We start from the raw sequence: 20,853 nt of genomic DNA, 5'->3' as shown, positions 1-20,853 counted from the left end.
AGCTTTGCACAGCAGGGCGCACTGACGCCCTGCCCAAACTTGCCGTGAATATTCAGAGTTGGTCGGCGCCGGCGACGAAGCCGCCGCCATCGATCACAATCGCCTGGCCGGTGATGAATGAGGCCGCATCCGATGACAGGAACAGGACGAGCTGGGCGATCTCCGACGGATCGCTGATGCGCCCCATGGGGATCATCGGCAACACCGTGTCCTTTGCCCCCTGCTCGCTGCCGAACATGCCGCGCAGCAGCGGCGTCATCACCGAGCCGGGCGCGATGGCGTTGACGCGGATGTTCTTGCGCGCCACTTCCAGCGCCACCGAATTGGTCAGCCCGATCACGCCCCACTTGCTCGCGCAGTAGACGGCGGTGGTGGCGAAACCCATGACACCGAAGAGCGAAGACGTGTTGACGATCGCGCCGCCGCCCTTCGCAATCATATGCGGGATCTGATGTCTCAGCCCGTTGAACATGCCGCGCAGATTGACGTCCATCAACAGGTCGTAGTCGGCATCGTCGAGTTCGTGCACGGGCGCCGTCTTGCCGGGCACGCCCGCATTGTTGAACGCGACGTCGATCCTGCCGAAGCGATCGAAAGCTTTCTGGTGCAGCGCGGCCATCGCCTTGCTGTCGCGCACATCGGTCTCCATGAACTCGATCTCGACGCCCAGCGGCTTCACCTCCTCCTTGAGGCTGTTGCCGGCATCAGCGCCGATGCCGGCGACAAAAAGATTTGCCCCCGCCTGAGCGAAGGCCAGCGCCGTGGCGCGGCCAATGCCGGTCGTTCCACCGATCAAGATGACGTTCTTGCCGGAAAAATCATATTTCACTTGCATGGTTGGTCCTCCCTATGGCCCGCGGCCTCAAGACATTCGCGACAAAAATCACTCGCGCCGTGGCTATCCATAGCCTTGACGTGATACCGCTAACAAGAGGAAATAGGGCAAGATGCGCGCAAGATAGCGGCGCTTGTTCGATTTTAGGCCAAAAACGAATTCTTCGGACAAGGCAAGCCGCCTATTGCCGCCCTTCAGAATGTAATTTATGATACCGGTATCAAATATGACTGGTCCGAACGACTAAGTGAACGGCACAACCTGATCTGCGGGGGCCAAACGGACTTGGAGAGGCACACCGCTTCGAGGCTTGGCCGGAGGAGCAGGTCTTTGGACGCGAGGAGCAAACGAAGACCGCTGAAATCTCGTGAAAGGAAGGCGCCGGCCCCATCGTGGGGACGGTCGACAGGGAGAGAGGATTTTAAAAATGTACAAACTGCTGCTTGCCGCATTGACGGCCGGCGCCATGATGGTTGCCACCGTCGTTCAGGCGAAGACGCTTGGCGTCGTTGCACTTCTGGCCAATGATGCCCTCAATATAGCCGTCATTGGCGGCGCGACCGAAGCCGCCAAGGCTGCGGGCTGGGATGTCAAGGTAACTGATACCCAGGCGAGCGCCGACCAGGCCAACGCCGCAATGAATTCTTTCGCCGCGCAACACGTCGACGCGATCTTCGTGCTTGCCTTTGCCAGCAGCTCCATTGGCTCCGGTCTTGCCGCGGCGCGCGACGCGGGCATTCCCGTCGCCACCTGGGGCGGCGAGATCGTTCCCGGCATCGTGGTGACGACGAGCGGTCGCCAGGTCGGCGACGACTCGGTGAAGTTCCTGATCGACAAGGTTGGCGAAAAGGCCGACGTTCTGGCGATGACTTTCCACCCTGGGAAGCTCTGCATCGATCGCGGCATCGCCTTCGACGAAGGCGTCAAGGGCAAGTCCGACGTCAAGGTGGATTACAGCGAAGTGACGGCGCCCGGACAGGTCCAGTTCGGCAACGCCACCGCCGCGGCCTGGCTCACCGCCCATCCCGCCGGCGGCGACAAGCCGCTTGCGATCTGGGCCTGCTGGGACGAGCCGATGCAGGGAGCCGTCGCTGCAATGCGCCAGGCCGGCCGCACCGACGTCACCACGGTCTCGATCAACGGCAGCCCGCAAGCACTGCAACTGGTCAAGGAAGGCGATCTGACGGCCACCGTCTGGCAGCCGGCCTACCAGGAAGGCAAGGAGGTCTTCCAGGCCATCCTCGACTCGATCAAGGCCGGCGCCTCCTGGCAGCCGAAGGACATCCAGATCCCCGGGATCGTGGTCACCAAGGACAATGTCGACAAGTTCATGGCCGAACATCCCAATGGAATGTGAGACCGATCTGAAACGCCTGGCGGAGCGGCGGCGCTAGATGCCGCCCGCCGCTTCGGCTGGGCCGTGGATGCGCATTCGCGGCCTGACCAAATCCTTCGCCGGAGAACTCGCTCTCGACCACGCCGATCTCGACATCGAGCGCGGCAAGGTGCATGGCCTGGTCGGCGCCAACGGCGCCGGCAAGTCCACCTTGATCCGCTGTCTTGCCGGGGTAACGGTGGCTGACGAGGGCAGCGTAACCATCGCCGGCGAAGACCTGCAAAAAGGATCGCCGAGAGCTTCGGAACAGGCCGGGCTTGCCTTCATACACCAGGAATTGAATCTGATCCCGCATTTCAACGCGCTGCAGAACATGCTGCTCGGCGCACCCAAGGTCACCCGTTTCGGAATAATCGACTGGCAGCGTTCCGGCGTCGCCGCCCGCGCCGCTGCCGAGCGTGTCGGCATCCGCTTTCCTCTCGAGACGAAGGTCTCCGAACTCTCGGTGGCCCAGCGCTGGCTCGTCATGATCAGCAAGGCGCTCGTGGGCGAAGCCAGCATGATCGCGATGGACGAGCCGACGGCCTCGCTCTCGGGTCCGGAGAGCGAGCAGCTCTTCGCCATCATCCGCGATCTCTCCGCCCAGGGCGTCGCCATACTCTACGTCTCGCATCGGCTCGAAGAGGTGCTCCAGCTCTGCGATAGGATCACGGTGTTGCGCGACGGCCGCATCGTCGATGGCGCCGAGCGCGGAGCGCTCAACAAGAAGGGCCTGGTCAGAGCCATCATCGGCCATGACATGCGCCCGCCGGACGCGCGCGCCCGCTTCGCCACCGACCGCAGCCGGCAGCCGATCTTCTCCGTCCGCGACATCGCCTGGAAGAGCGCGGTGAAGGGCGTGAGTTTCGATCTCTACAAGGGCGAGGTTCTGGCGCTCGGCGGCCTTGTCGGCGCGGGACGGACCGAACTTGCCCATCTCGTGGCCGGGGTTGCCCGGCCGGATGCCGGCCATTTCGAGCTCGACGGCAAACGGCTCGATATCGCCAACGAGGCTGAGGCGGTCCGGGCCGGGATAGCACTGGTGCCGGAGGAACGCCGCTCGCAAGGCGTGATGCTGCAGCAGTCGGTGGGCTTCAACATCAACATATCCACCTTGAAGAAGCTGCGCGCCATTCCGGGGCTCCCGTTCGTTTCCGACACCAAGGCCCGGCGGCAGGCGGAGGGCCTCGTGGCCCAGTTGGGCATCAAGACGCCCAGCGTCGAGGCCAGGATCGGCGGTCTCTCAGGCGGCAACCAGCAAAAGGCACTGATCGCCCGCTGGCTCAACGCCGGAACCAGGCTCCTCATTCTCGACGAGCCGTCGCGAGGTGTCGATGTCGGCGCGCGTGAAGAGATCCATGACGCGATCCGGGCGCTCGCCCGATCCGGCGTCGGCATCCTGGTGATCTCGTCGGATGTCGAGGAACTCACGCTGCTGGCGGATCGTGTCCTCGTCATGCGCGAAGGCCGCGTCACCGGCGAACTGACCGGCGCCGATATCGCCGAAGCGCGGATCATCGAACTCAGCTACCACGATCCCAATGACGAAGAAGGAGACATCGCATGATGGCCCAGGTCGGAACCGCGGCGAAGGATGCGCCACAGCTCCGCAAGTCCTCGTGGAAGCGGACCGCGCTGATCTGGCTCTCCCGCTACGGCACGATCGTCGGGCTCTTGCTGATGGTGATCTTCTTCTCGGCGAACGCGCCAGGAATCTTCCTGTCCCGCGCCAATTTCCTCAACATCCTCAGCCAGGCATCCCTGACCGCGATCATCGCCTCCGGGCTGACCTATACGCTCGTTGTCGGCGAGTTCGACCTCAGCATCGGCTATGTGGCGAGCTTCGTCGGCCTGATCGTCACCGGATTGATGGCTTACCAGGGTTTTCCGATCTGGCTCAGCATTGTCTGCGCCCTGCTGCTCGGCGCCGCGATCGGCGCCTTGAACGGCGTGCTGGTGACCAAGGTGAGGATCAATGCCGTCATCTCCACGCTGGGCATCGGCACCATGCTGACGGGGATAGGCTTCACTTACAGTTCTTTCCCCATCGCCACCGGAATCCCGCGTGCCTTCACCGACATTTCGCTCGGCCGCCTCGTCTTTGGCCTGCCCAATCCGGTGATCATCATGGTGATCGTGCTGATTGCGCTCTGGGTCATCCTGAACAAGACCGACATCGGCCAGAAGATGCAGGCTGTCGGCGGCAATCTGGAGGCGGCGAGGCTCTCGGGCATCCGGGTGGACCGCATCAAGATCTTTGCCTTTGCCACTGCCGGCTTCTGCGCCGCATTGACGGGAACGCTGCTGTCCTCCCTGCTCGGCAGCGGCACGCTGGCAGCGGCCGACGGCTATCTCCTGGACGCCTTCGCCGCCGTCTTCCTGGGTTCCGCCACGCTCAAGGAAGGTGAATTCCACATAACCGGGACGCTGGTCGGCGTGCTCATCCTCGCGGTCGGCTTCAACGGGCTCAGCATCTTCGGCGCGCCCACCCATTTTCAGCCGATCTTCAAGGGCGGGATCCTCGTGCTCGCGGTTGGGATGTCGGCGCTTGCCCGGCGTTATGCCGCCTCGGTGTGACCGAGGAGCCGGCACCAAACCCTTCGAGGATGCAGCTAGCTGCTGGCTGAGATATCTGTTGAGTATCGACATGCATGACGGGCGATCGATAACCAGGAGGGCGCAGCCCGCTCCTAAGGCTTCGGGTCCCAGAGTCCCATTTTGCGCAAGGCGCGCACCTCCTCCCTTATGAGGGTCGTCAGCGCCCGGATGACCGTGGTGGTTGGCCGCTGAGTAGACGTCGCGAGCAGCAGCTCTCTTTCTATCGACGGGTTCTGGATACGCCAGTACTTGATCCTGCCTTCCGCTACCAGATTGTGGCAACTCGAATAGGACAGGATCGTATACCCCATACCGGCCTCGACGAGGCGCAACGTCGAAGGCATCGCCTCGACCTCGACCTCGATCCTGGGTTCGATGCCAGCCGAGCCGAAGATCTGATCGAGCAACACTCGCAGTCCGTGCGGTCGCGCGGGAAGGATCATGGGGATTCGTGAAACGACCTCGGCATCGACCGGTCCGGGGCCGAGCTGGCTGGGGTCGTTCTTCGCGCCGAGCAGAAAGAGTTCGTCGCGCAGGATCGGTTCCGCCAGCAGATTGTTCATGCGAGGCGCGTTGTAGAGCACCGCGACATCGATCTTTCCCATCACGAGCCATTCGAGAAGGTGGCCGCTGAAACCCTCGACGACGCGCATGCTCACCTGCGGGAACTGCTCGTGGAAATGCTGGACAAGCGGCGAGGTAAGGACGACGCCGACCGATGGCGGCATTCCGAGAGCAATCGTTCCACGCGGATTCGATCGCAAGGCCCCGAGCTCCGTTGAGGCTCGCGAGGCCTGTTCCAGGATTGCCGACGCGTAGTCCCGCAGAAGCTTGCCTGCTTCGGTCAGGACGATGCCGCGGCCATTCCGATAGAGAAGCGCGATCCCGACGCTCTCCTCCAGCGCCTTGATCTGCCTGCTGAGCACCGGCTGGCTGACCGACAGCGCAACGGCGGCCCGCGAGAAGCTGCCGAATTCCGCCACTGCCGTGAACAGCTGGAGCTGCCGTAAGTCAAACATGAACATTGCCTCGTCGCAAAATGCGGAACAGAGAATTTCCGTTGGCATGCAACGAATGCCGGAGTTTGGGGTACATCGAAGCCGTTGACAAGCGCGCGTCGGGCCCGCGGCAAAGCTGTTATGCACGTCGCGAGCCTTATCGCGCGGGCAGCAATTGGCCTAATCTCACCCAGTCCAAAACTGCCCGAATTCAATAGATTTGAGAGGAAAAGTCGTTGCAGCGTCAAACGCTTGGGTTCATCGGCCTCGGCCGCATGGGCGCGCCGATGGTGTGCCGCCTGATCGAGGCCGGCCACCATCTGGTCGTCTACGATACGCGGCCGGACGCGGCGAAGGAGCTGCCCGCAGAATACACGAAATTTGTCGCATCTCCCAAGGCGGTCGCCGATGAAGCCGACATCGTATTCTGCAGCCTGCCGACGCCTCCCGTCGTCAAGGAGGTCGTGCTGGGTGCGAATGGAATCGCGACCGGCGCGAAGGTCAGGATCATTGTCGATGTGTCCACCACCGGACCAAGCATGGCAAAGACCATCTCGGAGGCTCTGACCAGCAAAGGCATTGCTTGGGTGGACGCACCGATATCGGGTGGGATCGCAGGCGCGCGCAACGGCACGCTGGCCGTGATGGTCTCCTGCCCCAAGCAGATCTACGAGGAAATCGAACCTGTCCTGGCCAATTTCGGTCGCAGGTTTTATTGCGGAGAAACGCCGGGAAGCGCTCAGGTTGCAAAGCTCGGAAACAACATGATCGCCGCCGGCGTCATTTTGCTGTCGGCAGAGGCGCTCGCAATGGGCGTCAAGGCCGGCTTGGATCCCACGGTGATGTGCGACATCATCAACGCTTCGAGCGGGCGAAACAGCGCGACGCAGGACAAGTTCCCCCGCGCCGTCCTGCCGGGAACCTTCGATTTCGGCTTCTCCACTGCCTTGTCCTACAAGGACGTGCGCATGTGTGTTGATGAAAGCGAGAATTTGGGCGTGCCCATGGTTGGCGGCTCGCTGGTGCGGCAGATGCTGGCCGCCACCAACGCCCGCTTCGGGCCGGATTCGGATTTCACCTCGATGGTCCGCATCATCGAGGAATGGGCCGGCGTGGAGATACGCGCCTAGGGTCGGCCTTTGTGGGAGAGCAGTCTATGACCACGCGCTCGATGGAACTGGCAGATGCCTTGGCGAACCTTCCTGCGTCGGTTTTCAGTCCGGCCGTCGCCACCAAGGCCAAGCTGTGCCTGCTCGATTTTCTCGGCTGCGCATTTGAGGCTTCAGCATTGGAGCCCAGCCGACAGGCGGTCGCCGCCGTGGCGGCAGCGCCTGGCGGCCATATGATTGGCGAAAGCGCAACGGCAACACCAGCGGACGCCGCTTTCGTCAATGCCGTGAAGGGCCACGGCCTCGTCAGGGAAGACATGCATGCCGCATCGGTGTGCCATCACGGCGTGGTCGTCTGGCCGCTGCTTCTTGCTTTGGCCGAGACAGAGACTGTTTCCGGCATGGGCCTGATCCGGTCGGCGGTGGTCGCCTATGAGGTCGGCGGACGTCTTGGAAGGATGCTGATCGATCCGGCGATGTCGTCACTGTTCCGACCAACAGGACTGGTCGCTCCTGTCGGGTCAGCATGCGGCGGCGCCTGGATGCTGAAGCTCGACCGACAGCAAGTGGCCGCGGCGATTGCCTTGGCGGCGAACACCGCGTCCGGGCTGAACCAATGGCCGCACAGCGGCGGTTCCGACATGTTCTTCCATCCCGGCTTTGCCGCGCGCAATGCCTGGATGGCGGTTCGACTGGCCGAGGCCGGAGCCTTTGGCAGTCCTGACATACTTGAAGGCCGGTCGGGATACTTTGCGGCGCTGGCGCGGCGGCCGATGCCCGGACCGATCGAACTCTTCCCCGATGGAGAGGCGGATATTCTCAACGTCTATCACAAGGCGGCACCTGCCTGTAATTTCGCCCAGACAGCCTGCCAGACGGCATTGAAGCTTGTCGAAATGATTGGCTCGGATGCCGCGCCGGTCGAGCGCATCCGCATAAGCGTGCCCGCCGCGGCTGCCGCATATCCGGGTTGCGACCGAACAGGACCGTTCGACAGAACCCTGCAGGCGAAAATGAGCATTCCCTTTGGTGTGGGGGCCGTGTTTGCACATGGCCGGCTGGCCGAGGACATCTACAGCGATCTCGCTCATGCCGAAACGCTGCGCCTGATCGGCGCCAGCGAACTGGTTGCCAGCCCGGATCTGACCGCGCTGTTCCCCGGCCAGCAGGGCGCGGCGATCGATGTGACGCTCGGCGACGGCCGCCAGCTCTCGATGGGCCTGCCCGATGTCGTGCCTGCCACCGAGGCGGAGGTGCGTGAGCGCTTCCGATCGGCGGCCGCGGCCATCCTTGGCGTTGCCGCGGCCGAAGCCATCGAAGAATTCGTCGACAGGCTGGACAGCAAGAAGGATGCCGGCCGGCTCCTGTCGCTTTGCGCGGCAAAGGGAGCGGCCAAAAGGCAAGCGACGCGAACGCCCCAACAAGGGGCCGGCAAAGCTACGCGTCCATTGTCCAGTCAAGTTTCGTAAGATCCCAAAGCAGGAGCAAATTTCATATGTCCAAAGATGTCTTCGAGCGTGGCCTGGCGATCCGCAAGGATGTGCTGGGCAAGGAGTTTGTCGAAAAATCGTTCGCTGCGGCAGACGACTTCAACCGCCCCATGCAGGAGCTGGTGACGGAGTATTGCTGGGGCGCGGTCTGGGGCCGCGAAGACCTGCCGCGCAAGACGCGCTCGATGCTGAATCTCGCCATGCTCAGTTGCCTCAACAGGCCCCACGAGCTCAAGATGCATATCAAAGGCGCTTTGCGGAATGGCGTCAGCCGCGAGGAGATCCGCGAAATTTTCCTGCAGGTGGCGATCTATGCCGGCGTGCCTGCTGGCGTGGATTCCTTCCGCATCGGACGCGAAGCTTTCGCCGAACTCGATGCCGCCAAGGCCTGATCGGGACGACCCGACATGACGGATCGGCAAAGGATCGCCTTCGTCACTGGTGCCGCGAGCGGCATCGGGCGCGCGGTTTGCGTGAGCCTGCATGACAAGGGCTGCCGCATCGTGCTGGCGGATCGCCAGGAGGACCACCTCACCGCTCTGGCTGGCGATCTCGGCGCCAAAGTCTTTCCGCTCCCGCTGGATATCACCGACGGCGCCGCCGTCGCCAACTGCCTCGACCGCCTGCCGCCGGAATTCCGCGACATCGATATACTGGTGAACAATGCCGGTCACGACATCGGCGGGCGCACCCGATTCGACATCGGATCGGCCGACGACTGGTCGGCGATCATCGACACCAATTTGATCGGCCTCATGCGCGTGACGCGGGCGATCCTGCCTGGAATGATCGCACGCGGCCGCGGCGACATCGTCAACATGAGCTCCATCAGTGCGCTGCGCCTGGTGCCGGACCAGGCGCCCTATTCCGCCAGCAAGGCCGGCGTGCACATGCTGAGCGATATCATCCGCGGCGAACTGGCGGAGACACCCATACGCGTGATCGAGATCCTGCCGGGGCTTACCCGCACCAACATCGTCACGTCCCGCCACCGCGGCGACGAGGAGGCATCCAGAAAATACTTCGAGAAGTTCGGCATGGCGCTCGACCCCGAGGACATCGCCCGCTGCGTCTCATTCGCGCTGGATCAGCCGCCCCACGTCCAGATCGCGCAGATGTTCGTCCTGCCGACGAACAGGTGGTAGCCGGGGCGGTCCGTTTTCGCCACGATTTCCGGTTCCGTCCTTGCCGCTCCAACCACGGCAGGCTCAGTGGACCGCCGCATACATGATCCCGCTTTCGGTCGCCTCGGCGATGTCCATCTCCTCGACGATCCGTCCCTGCCTCGCAACGAGAATCCGGTCCGACAGCGACATGATTTCAGGCAGGTAGGACGAGATCACCACCACGGCCATGCCGCTGTCGGCAAGCTCGTTGATGAAGTTGTGAATCTCCACGATGGTGCCGACGTCGACCCCGCGTGTCGGTTCGTCGAGGATGACCAGCTTGGGCTTCTGGATCAGCGCCTTGGACAGAACCACCTTCTGCTGGTTGCCGCCCGAGAGTTCGATGACGCGGGCATCGGCATCGATCGCCTTGACCCCCAGCCGCTTCGTCCATTCGGTGGCGAGTTGCCGCCCTTGCCGCGGCGCGACCAGTGTCAGCGGATTATTACCCTTGGCGAGTTGTCCAAGCTGGATGTTGCCGGCGATCGTCATGGTTTCGAAAAAGCCTTCGATCTTGCGATCCTCGGTGACATAGACGATGCCGTCGCGCATAGCCGGTCGCGGCGTGCGATAGCGAACGGGCCTGTCTTCGAAGCGCACCGTGCCGCCATGGAAGTAATCGCGCTTCAGCACGCCGGCGACGATCTTCATCGTCTCGGTGCGTCCCGCGCCGACAAGGCCGAACATCCCCGTCACCTGTCCGGCAAACACGGAGAACGATGTGTTGCGCACCGTATTGCCCATCGACAGGTTTTCGACGCTGAGGATCTTTCTGCCCATGGGGCGCGCAACACGCGTCTGGCCGGAATAGAGCTCGCCCGACAGGCTGCGGCCGACCATCGCCTGCACGATCCTGTCGCGATCGAACTTGCTCGTTTCGTCGGTCACGACCACTTTGGCGTCGCGCATCACCGTGATGCGATCCGACAGTTGCAACGCCTCTTCGAGCGCATGACTGATGAAGATGATTGCAATGCCCTCCTCCTTCAGGCGGCGGGCAAGGTTGAAGAAGTGGAACTTCTCCTCGGGCGTCAGCGTCGCGGTCGGTTCGTCGAAGATGATGAGCCGCGCATTGTGGTGAACAGCGCGCGCGATCTCGACCATCTGCTTCTTGCCGGCCCCCAGAAAGGAGACCTGCGCGGTGGGATCGACGTAGAAATTGAGCGACAGCAAGTAGCGCTGCGCTTGGATATTCAATCCGCGCAGCCGGTTGAACAGCTTCTCGTCTCCAAGATAGATGTTCTGCGCCACCGACATCGACGGCACCAGATTGGTTTCCTGGAAGACCATCGCTATGCCACGGTTCAGCGCGTCTGACGGCGAATTGAGGGTGACCGACTGGCCGTCGAGCAGCATCTCGCCGGAACTGGGCTGGTACACGCCGGCGAGCACCTTCATGAGCGTCGACTTTCCCGCGCCGTTCTCGCCGAGAATGGCGTGTATCTCGCCGGGACGGATCTCGAAATCGACGTTCGAGATCGCCAGAACGCCGCGAAAGTCCTTGGAGACGCCGCGTAATTGAATGAGTGGTGTCATCTCGCGGCGTGCCCCGCCAGTTCGTCGATCGCCACGATCTTTCCCGATCCCCTTGCACCGATCAGAAGCCGGCCATCGGCTTCGCACATCGACGTCACGCCGTGCACATCGCCATCGGCACGGCTTTGATAGTTTCGCAACATGGACATGGTCTCATCGCAGCGCACGACGAGGCCCGCCGACCAGGTCGGCGACCACGGCTTCAGCATATTGAGCTTCTTGCGCGCGCCGCCCTGTATGGGCTCGAGGAAGCTCCGTCCGGTGACGAGAGAGGGAGCGATCCAATATTCGGGATCGATCGTCTCGATCATGCGTCTGCGATACTCGTCCTCCTTCAGGACGAACTCGACAAGCGGGTTGCGCGGCGCAAACATCGCCAGCCAGAAGCCGCCTTCCGCTGCCGGTGCGATGCGCCCGGGATAGGCGGGGAGCGAACCGAGGGCGATCTGTTGGCGTGAGCCGTCGAGGCCCATCGAAAGGACACGGTGGCGCCAGGCCTCCGAGACAAAGACGCGATCTCTCGACACGACTATCCCTGATGGGAACGCGAGCCCCGACGCGATTGAAACGGTACTGCCTGCGCCAAGGTCGACACGCCAGACCGACCCTGCGGCCGCCTTCGTCATCAGATCGTGTTTCCACCGGTGCGCGGGATTAAGGGCCGATCCTACCGCGACGAACAAGGTGGACGGGTCGGCGAAAGCCATCGCCGTGATGCACTCCAAATTGAGCCCTTCAGGCCTGATCATTTCCGCGGATGCGCCGCCCGGTCGGTCGATGCGGATGCCCTCTCCCTCGACGGCGACTGCCAGCAGCTCCCCGGCCGCGGCCATGCTGGTCGCGGGTTTGCCCACGCTGCGCGTTCCGGTGATTGAAAGCGCCTGCCCGCTATTGCCGGCCGCCGGCGCCAGCGTGTGGATCTCATGACCGACCGAGCAGACGATCTGTTGCCCACAAAGCACCAGATTGTCGACATCGGCGAGATCCAGCAGCAGCGGCGCCGCGTCGAGCTTCCCATTCGGCCGCAGCGGGCCGTCCATCGGCGGCACCGTGCTGCCTGTGAGATCGAAGCCGCGGAAGTTCGCCCAGGCGCGCTTGATGGCGCCGATCATGGGCGCAGGCCCCAATAGGCATCCTGCGCGCACCAGTCGGGATCCGCGTCCGGCAGTCTGTAGCGGCCTATGCGGTTGTTCGAAACGCCGCCCAGATAAAGCCATCCCCTGTGCTCGCGCATCGAGGTGATCATCGGGTGGTTGCGGCCGCCGAGATCCCACAGATTGTCGAGGATCTCTCCCTTCTCGTTGAACTTCACCACGCAGCCGGTGTTTATGTTCGGATAGAGCCACTGATCCGGCGCAACGCGGCGGGCCATGCGCTTGCGGAAGCCGGGCATGCGCATCGCAAGGTCGAGCGCCGGCCCGCGCATGCCGAGCAGCGCCAGCCAGTAGTTGCCGTCCGAGGCCCGGTTGATGTTGTCGGGATAGCCGGGAAGACTGGAGATGACGCGTTCGGTCTTGCCCTTCTTCGGTCCGTCGAACCAGTATCTGCTGATGGAACAGGTCCAGCTCTCCGCGAACATGAAAGACTGCCCGTCGGGACACATGGTGACGCCGTTGGCGAAGACCAGCTTGGGAATCTCGGTGTGCGTCTTGCCGGTGCGCGGATCATAACAGATCATGCGTCCGCTCGGCCGGCTTTCCAGCGCGTCGGTCGCCCAGTCTTCCTGCTCGTAACGGATCGTCGCCTCGCTGAAATAGACGCGGCCATCGGGCGCTACGTCGACGTCATCGGCTAGACGAAGCCGTGAATCGTCCACGACCGAGGTCCAGCTTCTGTTCGTCTCGTCGGTGAGTTTGGTGACGGTCTTGTCGGGCGCAACCTGAAACAGACCCATGCCGCCGATGCAGACGAGCAGGTTTCCGGTGCGGTCGAACGCCATGCCGAGCGGATGGCCGCCAATATGCGCGAACACCTCGGAGCGTTTGTGGTCGGGGCCGAAGAACCGGACGATGTCGCCGTGCCTTGTGCCGCAATACAGATTGTCGTCACGGTCGAGGATGACGTCCTCAGGCCCCTCGATCTCGCCAAGCCCGATGATTTCCACGGAACGCAAACGGTCGTTCAGCACATAGGGCGAGCCAGGTGCGTCGACCTTCGGAGCGGGCGGCAGGGAAAGATAGGCAGGCGAGACATAGACCTTGGCGAGAATGCGGTGGCGGTGCTTCTGCCAGCGCATATCGACAAAGACCGCGAACAGCAGGATCGCGCCGAGGATGGTCGAGGTGATCGGGCCGCTGATGCCGAGATTGATCAGGCCGTTGGTGAGCATCAGCACCAGCAGGCTGCCGATGATCGCCTTCGCCACCGAACCCCGGCCGCCGCCGATCGCCGTTCCGCCGAGGACGGCCGCGGTGAGCGCCTGCACTTCGAGCCCGACGCCGGTATCGGACCCTGTACTGCCCAGCCGGGCGGCGAACAGGAAGCCGGCCAGCGCGCACATCGTGCTGGAGGCGACATAGGTGAGGAACACCATGAAGCGCACATCGATGCCGGCGTTGAAAGCCGAACGTCGTGCCCCGCCCACGGCGGTAAGCCGCCAGCCGGGACGCATGCGCGACAGGACGAGGTGCCAGGCAAGAGCGATCACCAGCGTGATCACCAGCGAGGTCGGAACGCCGAGCACAGTGCCTTCGCCGATGAACAGCCAGAGGTCGGACATGGAAAAGCCCACCATCATCGAGGTGGACATCTTCACGAAGACGATCTCATAGATCGAGCGGAAGATGATCAGGCTGACCAGCGTGGTCAGGAAGGCGCGCAGGCGCAAATATCCGACCAGGACGCCGTTGATGGCGCCGCAACCCATGCCCATGACCAGGACGCCGGCCAGCACGACCGGAACCGGCAGTTCATAGACGTTCACGCCGATCAGCGAGAACAGCACCGCGAGCGAGAAGACGGAAGCGACCGAAAGGTCGATGCCGCCTGAGATCATCACGACCGTCAGCGCAAGCACCACGAGCCCGAATTCCGCGAACTGCCGGGCGAGGTCGGAAAGGCTCGACAGGGACAGAAAGTCCGGAATGATCGAGCCCAGCACCACGATCGTGAGCAGGAGGGCGGAAAACGGAATCGCATTGTCGATCCAACGCTTCGACAGAAGCTCCCCGATCAGGTGATCGGGGAGATAACGCGAACGCAGATAGGCGAAGGTGTCGCTGCTGGCCATGATGATCCTGGGTGCTCGTACGGCCGGCCTACTTCAGCTGGTCCAGCTGCCAGCAGGTACGCGGACCGATATTGTCCTTCGTCAGCAGCGTCAGCGGCGTGTAGTAGGAGGTCTTGCTCTCTCCGGCCTTGGCCGGCGTCAGCAGCGTCTGCACGATCTGCTGGTTGATCGCATTGCCCTGGAGCGGGACATCGTAGCTGATGATCAGGTCGAGCAACCCCTTGGTGATGTTGTCGCAACCGATCTGGTTGCCGCCGCCGGAGGTCACGACGTAGATGTCGTCGGCCTTGCCGGCCGCCTGGATTGCGGCGCCAGCGCCAACATCCTGGTTGTCCCAATTGCCGACGACGCCACAGAGATCGGGGTGCTGCTGCAATACCGTCTCCATGATCGCGCGCGCCTTGGCGGGGTCGTACTGGGCGGCCTGCTCCGACACGACCTTGATCGACGGATCCTTGGCGAAAGTCTGCTTATAGGCATAAAGCTCGTAGAGGTCCGAGGCAGCCGTGGGCTGGCCACGGATGATGGCGACCTTGCCGGACTTGCCGGAGCCGGCTCCGCACTGCTTCACCAGCGCGTCCGCCTCGATGTAGCCGACGCGCGACCAGTCGGCGCCGACATAGGCATCGGTCGGGACCACGGATTCGAGATTGAGCTGGATCACCTTGATGCCGGCGTCCATGGCGCGCTTCAGCAACCGGGCGTAGGACTGCACATCGGGATTGTGCGCGATGATGAGGTCGGGCTTTTCGGCGATCAGCGCGGTCAAGGCGCGGGTGCCCGCATCCGTGCTCCAGTTCGGATCGCGGATTTCGAGCGTATAGCCGAGATCGGCCGCCTGCTTGCGCATGATCGCGGCCCATCCCTCCGTCAGGTCGAAACCCATCGCCAGGGGGATGAAAACGACGCGCTTTCCCTTCAGGCCGTCATAGAATGGATTGCGCGATGGGTTGTCGAGGCCGTCATCGGCATGGGCGGCGCCGGCGAGTCCGAGGGCCATCAGCCCTGCCGCCAGAATGTTGCGAATCTTCATGGTTTCCTCCCGTTGAATTGCAAACAAGATGTGGTTCAGATGTCCCCTTGGCTCTGCTGCGAGGTCTGCTCGTCCCTGGGGTTGATGAAACTGTCCACCATGATCGCGAGCAGAAGGATCAGGCTCTTGATCAGGTTTTGCGCAGTGTAGGTGATGTCGAGGATGGTCATGCCGTTGAGCAGCACGCCGACGAGCAGCGTTCCGACCAGCACGTTGCGCACGCCGCCGCGGCCGCCGCTCAGGCTGATTCCGCCCAGCACCACGACAAGCAGGACATCGTAGATCATGGTCGAGTTGTAGACGCGCGTGCTCATCCCGGAGACGGCCGCCGCCATGACGACACCGGCGAGGAAGGCGATCAGCGAACTCACGACGTACTGCGCCACGATCAGCGGCCGCAGCGGCAAACCGGTGATGCGGGCCGCCAGCGGATTGTCGCCTGCCGCATAAACAAACCGGCCGAAACGGGTGCGCAGCAAAAGCAACGCAATCAGCGCCGCAAGCACGGCAAAGGCGATGATTGGCATCGGCAGGCCGAACAACAAACCGCGGCCGAGAAAGTCGAACCAGTCGACGCCGACCGGAGTGTTCTGCACGTCGATCTGAAACAGGAAGGCGCGCCCGGAGCCATAGGCCACAAGGCCCATGGCAAGCGTCGTGAAGATCGCCGGGATGTCGGCGTAGGCGACGAGAATGCCGCTCGCCAGGCCGATGGCAAGGGCGAGCAGGACGCCATACACAAGCGCGGTGTCGAACGGCGTGCCGGTCTGCGCCATGGACAAAACCCACGACAGCGAGACCACCATCGTCGCCACCATTGCGAGGTCTATTCCCCGACCGATCACCACCAGCCCCATGCCGAGGCCGAGGATGCCGAGGATCGAGACGCTGCGCACCAGCGCTATTAGGTTGCCGGCGGTCAGGAAATTGTTGAGCGTGACCGCGAATACCGCGAACATCGCAACGGCCAGTGCGAACACCACGCCTTCTTGCGACAATCGCGCTTTCCCCATTTTTCGGACCTCCCAGACCGGCCGATGTCGACCCGCGGACGCGGACCGGCGCGATCGGCATCGAGCTGAACGAACATCCCTTTTTTGGAGAACCCTAGACAGACCCGTTCGTGGAATATCAGTTATGTTGGCAACCGGCTCTATCGCGAAGAACGGCTGAGCGTGCACCGAGTGCGACAGAGGGTTTTTCACTCGACGGCCCGCAGGAACGCCAGAGGCTCGCAAGTGTTACCGAATGGTTCGGATCGTTTATGATCCCGCCGATGCCCACCCAGTGCTAGCAAAGCTGCAGAGGAACAATCTCATGCGAAACATAAGTCAGGCATTTCTAACTAGGCAAAGCTGGTCTTCCGCTTCTCGTGCCGCTATTGCATCTATCGTCCTCGCAGCGGCCGGGAACGCCTCCGCGCAGGATTTCAACTTGGCGCCGCCCAACGCAGCAGACCAGCAGCCGGCGTTCGAAGGTCAGACGCGCGCTCCGGTAATCAACGACGGCACCCAGTTGATAAGCACTGTGGTCGCGGAGGGCCTTGAGAACCCTTGGGGCATGGCGGAGTTGCCGGACGGTGGATGGCTTGTTACGGAACGCCCTGGACGCATGCGCCTTCTGCGTCTCGACGGGACAATATCTGAGCCGATCCGGGGGGTACCTGAGGTCGTGGCGCAGGGCCAAGGCGGGCTCCTCGATGTGGCCGTTCGCGATGACTTCAACGAGTCTCGACGGGTCTGGTGGAGTTTCTCGCAGCCCCGTGGCGCCGAGGGTAATGCGACGGCTGTCGCGACCGGAGTTCTGTCAGCCGATGGCGCGGCTCTGAGCGGCGTCCGGGTCGTCTTTCAACAGCAGCCGGCATGGCGATCGAACTACCATTTCGGATCGCGCCTTGTCTTCGACCGCGACGGCGCATTGTTTGTTACAACCGGTGAACGAGGCCAGCCGCAGTTGGCTCAAGACGTCGGCACGCATCTTGGTAAGGTCATCAGGATCAATCCGGATGGAGGCGCGGCTCCTGGCAATCCCCAGATCGAAGGCGCCCTGCCGGAAATCTGGTCCTTCGGTCACAGGAACGTTCAGGCTGCGACACTTGGACCGGATGGCGCGCTGTGGACGATCGAGCATGGTCCGCGTGGGGGCGACGAACTTAACCGTCCCCAGCCAGGTAAGAATTATGGCTGGCCCATCATTACCTATGGTGAAGCTTATAGCGGAGCGCCAATCGGCGAAGGGATCACAGCCCGGGATGGCATGGAGCAGCCCATCTATTACTGGGATCCGGTAATCGCGCCGAGCGGCATGGTCTTCTACGATGGGAGCATGTTCCCCGAGTGGCGAGGAAGCATCCTCGTCGGCGGGCTGTCCAGCCTATCGCTTGTGCGCCTAACGCTCTCCGCTGACCGCGTCACTGGCGAAGCTCGCTATTTGGAAGGAGCTGGTCGCATTCGCGACGTTGCTGTAGCGCGGGACGGTTCGATATTGCTTCTAACTGACGACGGCGGACAAGTTCTTCGCCTGACACGCGGGAACTAACTCAGGTAGCTTGCAAAGATGGTATCATTCTCATGTGGTTTGGCGGAGCAAGCAGGCCGGACTGAGCTATTTTAATGGTTGGTGGGGCCCGCCCAAAACAGAGGCATATAACTGACTCAGGCGTATCTGTTCTTCGGTGCGGGTAAAGAGACTCCCGGCGAGCGGCGCGGCCCCTTCATCTCCCCCAACTGGCTTTAGTGCTATGACGGGCACCATCTGCGGCAAGGTGTGCAAAGCCAAAAAATTTCCTAAACAAAATCAAAAGTTATGGTAGGCCCAGTGGATATGCCAAGAACATTGATTTCATTGAGTTTTCGTAGGCCAATCAGAAGTATTCCCGTATCGTTCCGTATGGTTCCGCGCGCCAAGGTCGCGGACGGATATCGTGGTCGATGGTATTGAAGCTGCCTTCACTGTTGTCAACAGCTACGCGCTTGGCGAAATCATAACAATGGCCATGGATGTAAACGTTGTGCGCATATTTGTCGTGGAGATCGAAACAACTGATAACTCCGGTACCAATGTTGCCTGCGGCACCTGGAGCATAAGGGCAGCCCCCTAGACCGCCGGCGGAACTATCGAACGTAGCGATACCCAAATCCAATGCGACGTCCACATTCGCACGAACTCGCCCGGAAGTGTCATGGAAGTGGCAGGCAACCATCGATGCTGGAACCCGGTGGAGTACGCGTTCCAGCATAACACCTACGCGCTCCGGCAATCCCCGGCCGATCGTATCCGCTACCGAGATCTCATGGCACCCCAAGTCCATCAGTTGCGAAGAAACCATTGCGACTGCGTCGGGTGTGATTTCGCCCTCATAAGGACAATCGACGGCACAAGAGACGTAGCCGCGAACTGGAATGCCATGCGACCTAGCGAGCCTGATCACCGGCACGAATCGGTCCAGGCTTTCGGCTATGGTGCAATTGATGTTTCTGGACGCGAAGGTTTCTGAGGCACTGGTAAAGACGGCCAACTCGTCAGCGCCTGCGGAGACGTTGGCATGCGCATCCAGGACCAGGAGACGCGCAATTTCTTCGCCTGCGCCGGTTTTGCCGTCGATAACGCCACAGATCGTCGAAGCCAGCGCCGGCCGCCCCAATGTCCGCGTCAATCTCGCGTTGGACCGGGACACGATTGTGTCGCTGGTAACCGATGTCCCGGTCCAGCTTGACGGAACGCGTGTTCCCGAACGCGCATGGTGCCCAGCGCCTCGATCATCTCGTCGCGGTCCAAGCCGATACCGTTGTCTTCGGCAATTAGCCGACGACTGTCCTCATCCGGCGCCAGCAGAACGCGGCTCGCTGGATCAGCGCCCAATAAGCTCGCGCAGAAAGACGTCCTTATCGGTCATACGAGGAGGCAGTATCGAGACGCAAACACTGGCCGAACGCGCAGTCTACAACTGGCCACTTTGCGATCGGCCAGATGCTCTTTGATCATTGCCTGGCGAACACGCCTGTGTAGGTCTGGCCGGCAAGCGTAAGGGTTGCGGCCAAGGTTCCGTCGGGCAGTATCGTAAAGCTCGCGTCCGCGCCGTTCGGGAGGCGCCCAAGCTTCATTATGTTCCCCACAATTTTTCCAGCGCCCGCAGCCTCACCTGGATTGTTGTCGCCCAAATTTCCCCACGCATAAGTGACAGTTACCTTTCCGTTCGAGGAAATCGTCTGCACAGCAAGTTTGGCTTCATAAATCCCATCCAATCGTCCAGCCCACATGCCCGAGAATCTAGCGTACTTTGCTGGGATGCCCTTCGCGGGCAGAGTAATTGTTACGGATTGATCCATGATTGCTGAACCAGGAGGGGTAGCGGCAGGATCCGAGGCAGGTTGGAGAATGGCACCAGAACTTACCGCAGGTTCGAGCGCAGCAGATTGCGACGCTTCAGGAGCCGATTGGCATCCGACTAGGGCAAGTGTCGCAAAGCCCAGCATCGTGTTCCGCATCAAATTCTCCCCACCTTTCCCTGTATAGACAGAGCCAGCAATGCCGCCTCGCTGAACTTGCCACGCGCCATTGCATTGAGTCGAGATTTCCAGATTCCATCTCATGTCGAAGTGTCGCCAGATCCTCGAACCATTCTTCCCCATGAAGGTTGAGGGCCAAGTAGCCATGCGGAAGCGGATGCGGCCACCCGATCTTGCGCCAGGCAGCGAAAAATAGCTTGGGCAAGGTTCGCTTAGGCTTGCCCTCGTACTCGAGGTTCTTCTGAAACCGCTCCCGCTACGAAGCCGCAAACGAGGCGGAGTGCCTCTCGGCAAACATTGCCAGAACCATTGCCGCTCCCGGCTCGTTGAAATCAAGGGCATGAATATTGGGGCCTGAAGGTAAGCCGGCCACCCGTCCACCTGTCACGAGCCAAAATCTGGCCGCGACGGTCGTGGCGGAGAAGGACCGTCAGCGGGATTAGCAAACGAATAGTCCAGACTGCAGACCTCTTCAATCAGCCTAAATTAGGCAATGCCGTACGTCGAGGAACCCGAGGCATTCCTCGAGCGCATAGAGACGTTTCTACGGATGATTGACGAGGATCAGCTCGCCGTGCTTGCCAACTTGAGTTCGACGGGCTCAGACCAGAGAAAGCCTCTGCGCTGCTGTCCGTCGATGAGGAAGGCTCCGATCGCAGCAGCCATTGCGGCACCGTTGACGAAGTCGACCGCTTCCGTGCCCTCGCGGTTATTGAGTTGCATCTCCCAGCGCGCCGCGGGAGTACCCTTACCCGTGACCGTGACCATACCGCCGTGTCCTGTTGCCATTCCGGATACATGCTCAGGCCCCATGGCTTGCGCGATGGCGTCATCCGTCGACGCGTCTTGTCGCTGTAGAACCCAGACGCACAAAGAGATGATATGGGTCACCGATGGATCCAGCGGGCCGCCGGCCGTGACGACCTGGGCACTCGTTACATTCAGCGATGCATCAAAGTTTCCGCCAGGCACATTA

The 20,853-nt window shown here is 61.9% G+C and carries 18 protein-coding genes; 8 read left to right on the top strand and 10 right to left on the bottom strand.

What is annotated here, in order from left to right; translation table 11 throughout:
* Positions 1–52: 52 nt before the first annotated feature.
* A complete protein-coding gene (locus tag OHD62_RS21630) occupies positions 53–835 on the bottom strand; it encodes an SDR family NAD(P)-dependent oxidoreductase (protein ID WP_263786939.1) in 783 nt (260 codons plus the stop codon).
* Positions 836–1,262: 427 nt separating this feature from the next.
* On the opposite strand from OHD62_RS21630, the gene OHD62_RS21625 reads away from it, so the two are divergent.
* Genes OHD62_RS21625 through OHD62_RS21615 form a run of 3 tightly spaced genes read left to right on the top strand, consistent with a single transcriptional unit; the run spans position 1,263 to position 4,787 of the window.
* Entirely contained in the window at positions 1,263–2,192 is a 930-nt protein-coding gene (locus tag OHD62_RS21625; RefSeq protein ID WP_263786937.1) for a sugar ABC transporter substrate-binding protein, read from the top strand.
* A 37-nt stretch (positions 2,193–2,229) separates the two neighbouring features.
* A complete protein-coding gene (locus OHD62_RS21620; protein WP_263786935.1) occupies positions 2,230–3,777 on the top strand; it encodes a sugar ABC transporter ATP-binding protein in 1,548 nt (515 codons plus the stop codon).
* Positions 3,774–4,787, top strand: a complete 1,014-nt coding sequence (locus tag OHD62_RS21615; protein ID WP_263786934.1) for an ABC transporter permease — start codon at positions 3,774–3,776, stop codon at positions 4,785–4,787. Before OHD62_RS21620 ends, OHD62_RS21615 begins: the two co-directional genes overlap by 4 nt.
* Before the next feature lie 113 nt (positions 4,788–4,900).
* Here the strand turns inward: OHD62_RS21615 and OHD62_RS21610 are convergent, their stop codons facing one another.
* A complete protein-coding gene (locus OHD62_RS21610) occupies positions 4,901–5,953 on the bottom strand; it encodes a LysR family transcriptional regulator (RefSeq protein WP_263786932.1) in 1,053 nt (350 codons plus the stop codon).
* Between the two features lie 89 nt (positions 5,954–6,042).
* On the opposite strand from OHD62_RS21610, the gene OHD62_RS21605 reads away from it, so the two are divergent.
* The 4 genes from OHD62_RS21605 to OHD62_RS21590 are packed head-to-tail and all read left to right on the top strand — an operon-like array spanning position 6,043 to position 9,550.
* Entirely contained in the window at positions 6,043–6,936 is an 894-nt protein-coding gene (locus OHD62_RS21605) for an NAD(P)-dependent oxidoreductase (RefSeq protein WP_263786930.1), read from the top strand.
* 26 nt (positions 6,937–6,962) lie between these two features.
* The gene (locus OHD62_RS21600) at positions 6,963–8,384 is read left to right on the top strand and encodes an MmgE/PrpD family protein (protein WP_263786929.1); all 1,422 of its coding nucleotides are present in this window, start codon (positions 6,963–6,965) and stop codon (positions 8,382–8,384) included.
* A 26-nt stretch (positions 8,385–8,410) separates the two neighbouring features.
* Complete coding sequence (locus tag OHD62_RS21595) at positions 8,411–8,797, top strand: carboxymuconolactone decarboxylase family protein (protein ID WP_263786927.1); 387 nt, start codon at positions 8,411–8,413, stop codon at positions 8,795–8,797.
* Between the two features lie 15 nt (positions 8,798–8,812).
* Complete coding sequence (locus OHD62_RS21590) at positions 8,813–9,550, top strand: SDR family oxidoreductase (RefSeq protein ID WP_263786925.1); 738 nt, start codon at positions 8,813–8,815, stop codon at positions 9,548–9,550.
* Between the two features lie 63 nt (positions 9,551–9,613).
* On the opposite strand, the gene OHD62_RS21585 is transcribed toward OHD62_RS21590, so the two are convergent.
* The 5 genes from OHD62_RS21585 to OHD62_RS21565 are packed head-to-tail and all read right to left on the bottom strand — an operon-like array spanning position 9,614 to position 16,382.
* Positions 9,614–11,107, bottom strand: coding sequence for a sugar ABC transporter ATP-binding protein (locus tag OHD62_RS21585; RefSeq protein WP_263786923.1), 1,494 nt, complete (start codon positions 11,105–11,107; stop codon positions 9,614–9,616).
* Positions 11,104–12,219 (bottom strand): strictosidine synthase, encoded by a 1,116-nt coding sequence (locus tag OHD62_RS21580; RefSeq protein WP_263786921.1) that lies wholly within the window; start codon positions 12,217–12,219, stop codon positions 11,104–11,106. Before OHD62_RS21580 ends, OHD62_RS21585 begins: the two co-directional genes overlap by 4 nt.
* Entirely contained in the window at positions 12,216–14,336 is a 2,121-nt protein-coding gene (locus tag OHD62_RS21575; protein ID WP_263786920.1) for an ABC transporter permease, read from the bottom strand. The genes OHD62_RS21580 and OHD62_RS21575 overlap by 4 nt, the downstream gene beginning before the upstream one ends.
* A gap of 28 nt (positions 14,337–14,364) precedes the next feature.
* Positions 14,365–15,369, bottom strand: a complete 1,005-nt coding sequence (locus tag OHD62_RS21570) for a sugar ABC transporter substrate-binding protein (protein WP_263786917.1) — start codon at positions 15,367–15,369, stop codon at positions 14,365–14,367.
* A 35-nt stretch (positions 15,370–15,404) separates the two neighbouring features.
* Positions 15,405–16,382 (bottom strand): ABC transporter permease, encoded by a 978-nt coding sequence (locus OHD62_RS21565; protein WP_263786916.1) that lies wholly within the window; start codon positions 16,380–16,382, stop codon positions 15,405–15,407.
* Positions 16,383–16,686: 304 nt separating this feature from the next.
* Between OHD62_RS21565 and OHD62_RS21560 the strand changes: the two genes are divergently transcribed.
* The gene (locus OHD62_RS21560; RefSeq protein WP_412177408.1) at positions 16,687–17,907 is read left to right on the top strand and encodes a PQQ-dependent sugar dehydrogenase; all 1,221 of its coding nucleotides are present in this window, start codon (positions 16,687–16,689) and stop codon (positions 17,905–17,907) included.
* Positions 17,908–18,232: 325 nt separating this feature from the next.
* On the opposite strand, the gene OHD62_RS21555 is transcribed toward OHD62_RS21560, so the two are convergent.
* The 3 genes from OHD62_RS21555 to OHD62_RS21545 all read right to left on the bottom strand — a co-directional run bounded on the left by OHD62_RS21555 (position 18,233) and on the right by OHD62_RS21545 (position 20,768).
* The gene (locus OHD62_RS21555) at positions 18,233–19,045 is read right to left on the bottom strand and encodes a hypothetical protein (RefSeq protein ID WP_263786912.1); all 813 of its coding nucleotides are present in this window, start codon (positions 19,043–19,045) and stop codon (positions 18,233–18,235) included.
* Positions 19,046–19,349: 304 nt separating this feature from the next.
* Positions 19,350–19,856 (bottom strand): hypothetical protein, encoded by a 507-nt coding sequence (locus OHD62_RS21550; RefSeq protein WP_263786910.1) that lies wholly within the window; start codon positions 19,854–19,856, stop codon positions 19,350–19,352.
* Positions 19,857–20,441: 585 nt separating this feature from the next.
* Positions 20,442–20,768, bottom strand: coding sequence for a hypothetical protein (locus OHD62_RS21545; protein WP_263786909.1), 327 nt, complete (start codon positions 20,766–20,768; stop codon positions 20,442–20,444).
* Positions 20,769–20,853 lie beyond the last annotated feature (85 nt).

It is taken from the genome of Mesorhizobium sp. YC-39 (genome assembly GCF_025753795.1).
In the GTDB taxonomy this organism is placed as follows: domain Bacteria; phylum Pseudomonadota; class Alphaproteobacteria; order Rhizobiales; family Rhizobiaceae; genus Mesorhizobium.
The sequence above is the reverse complement of the archived record's forward strand: the minus strand, read 5'-3'. Positions and strand labels throughout refer to the sequence as shown.

Coding starts and splice junctions, on each gene's coding strand:
- OHD62_RS21615 (WP_263786934.1), top strand. CDS start 3,774: ATGATGGCCCAGGTCGGAACCGCGGCGAAGGATGCGCCACAGCTCCGC.
- OHD62_RS21620 (WP_263786935.1), top strand. CDS start 2,230: ATGCCGCCCGCCGCTTCGGCTGGGCCGTGGATGCGCATTCGCGGCCTG.
- OHD62_RS21560 (WP_412177408.1), top strand. CDS start 16,687: ATGCGAAACATAAGTCAGGCATTTCTAACTAGGCAAAGCTGGTCTTCC.
- OHD62_RS21565 (WP_263786916.1), bottom strand. CDS start 16,382: ATGGGGAAAGCGCGATTGTCGCAAGAAGGCGTGGTGTTCGCACTGGCC.
- OHD62_RS21580 (WP_263786921.1), bottom strand. CDS start 12,219: ATGATCGGCGCCATCAAGCGCGCCTGGGCGAACTTCCGCGGCTTCGAT.
- OHD62_RS21575 (WP_263786920.1), bottom strand. CDS start 14,336: ATGGCCAGCAGCGACACCTTCGCCTATCTGCGTTCGCGTTATCTCCCC.
- OHD62_RS21600 (WP_263786929.1), top strand. CDS start 6,963: ATGACCACGCGCTCGATGGAACTGGCAGATGCCTTGGCGAACCTTCCT.
- OHD62_RS21625 (WP_263786937.1), top strand. CDS start 1,263: ATGTACAAACTGCTGCTTGCCGCATTGACGGCCGGCGCCATGATGGTT.
- OHD62_RS21590 (WP_263786925.1), top strand. CDS start 8,813: ATGACGGATCGGCAAAGGATCGCCTTCGTCACTGGTGCCGCGAGCGGC.
- OHD62_RS21585 (WP_263786923.1), bottom strand. CDS start 11,107: ATGACACCACTCATTCAATTACGCGGCGTCTCCAAGGACTTTCGCGGC.
- OHD62_RS21570 (WP_263786917.1), bottom strand. CDS start 15,369: ATGAAGATTCGCAACATTCTGGCGGCAGGGCTGATGGCCCTCGGACTC.
- OHD62_RS21630 (WP_263786939.1), bottom strand. CDS start 835: ATGCAAGTGAAATATGATTTTTCCGGCAAGAACGTCATCTTGATCGGT.
- OHD62_RS21595 (WP_263786927.1), top strand. CDS start 8,411: ATGTCCAAAGATGTCTTCGAGCGTGGCCTGGCGATCCGCAAGGATGTG.
- OHD62_RS21550 (WP_263786910.1), bottom strand. CDS start 19,856: ATGCGGAACACGATGCTGGGCTTTGCGACACTTGCCCTAGTCGGATGC.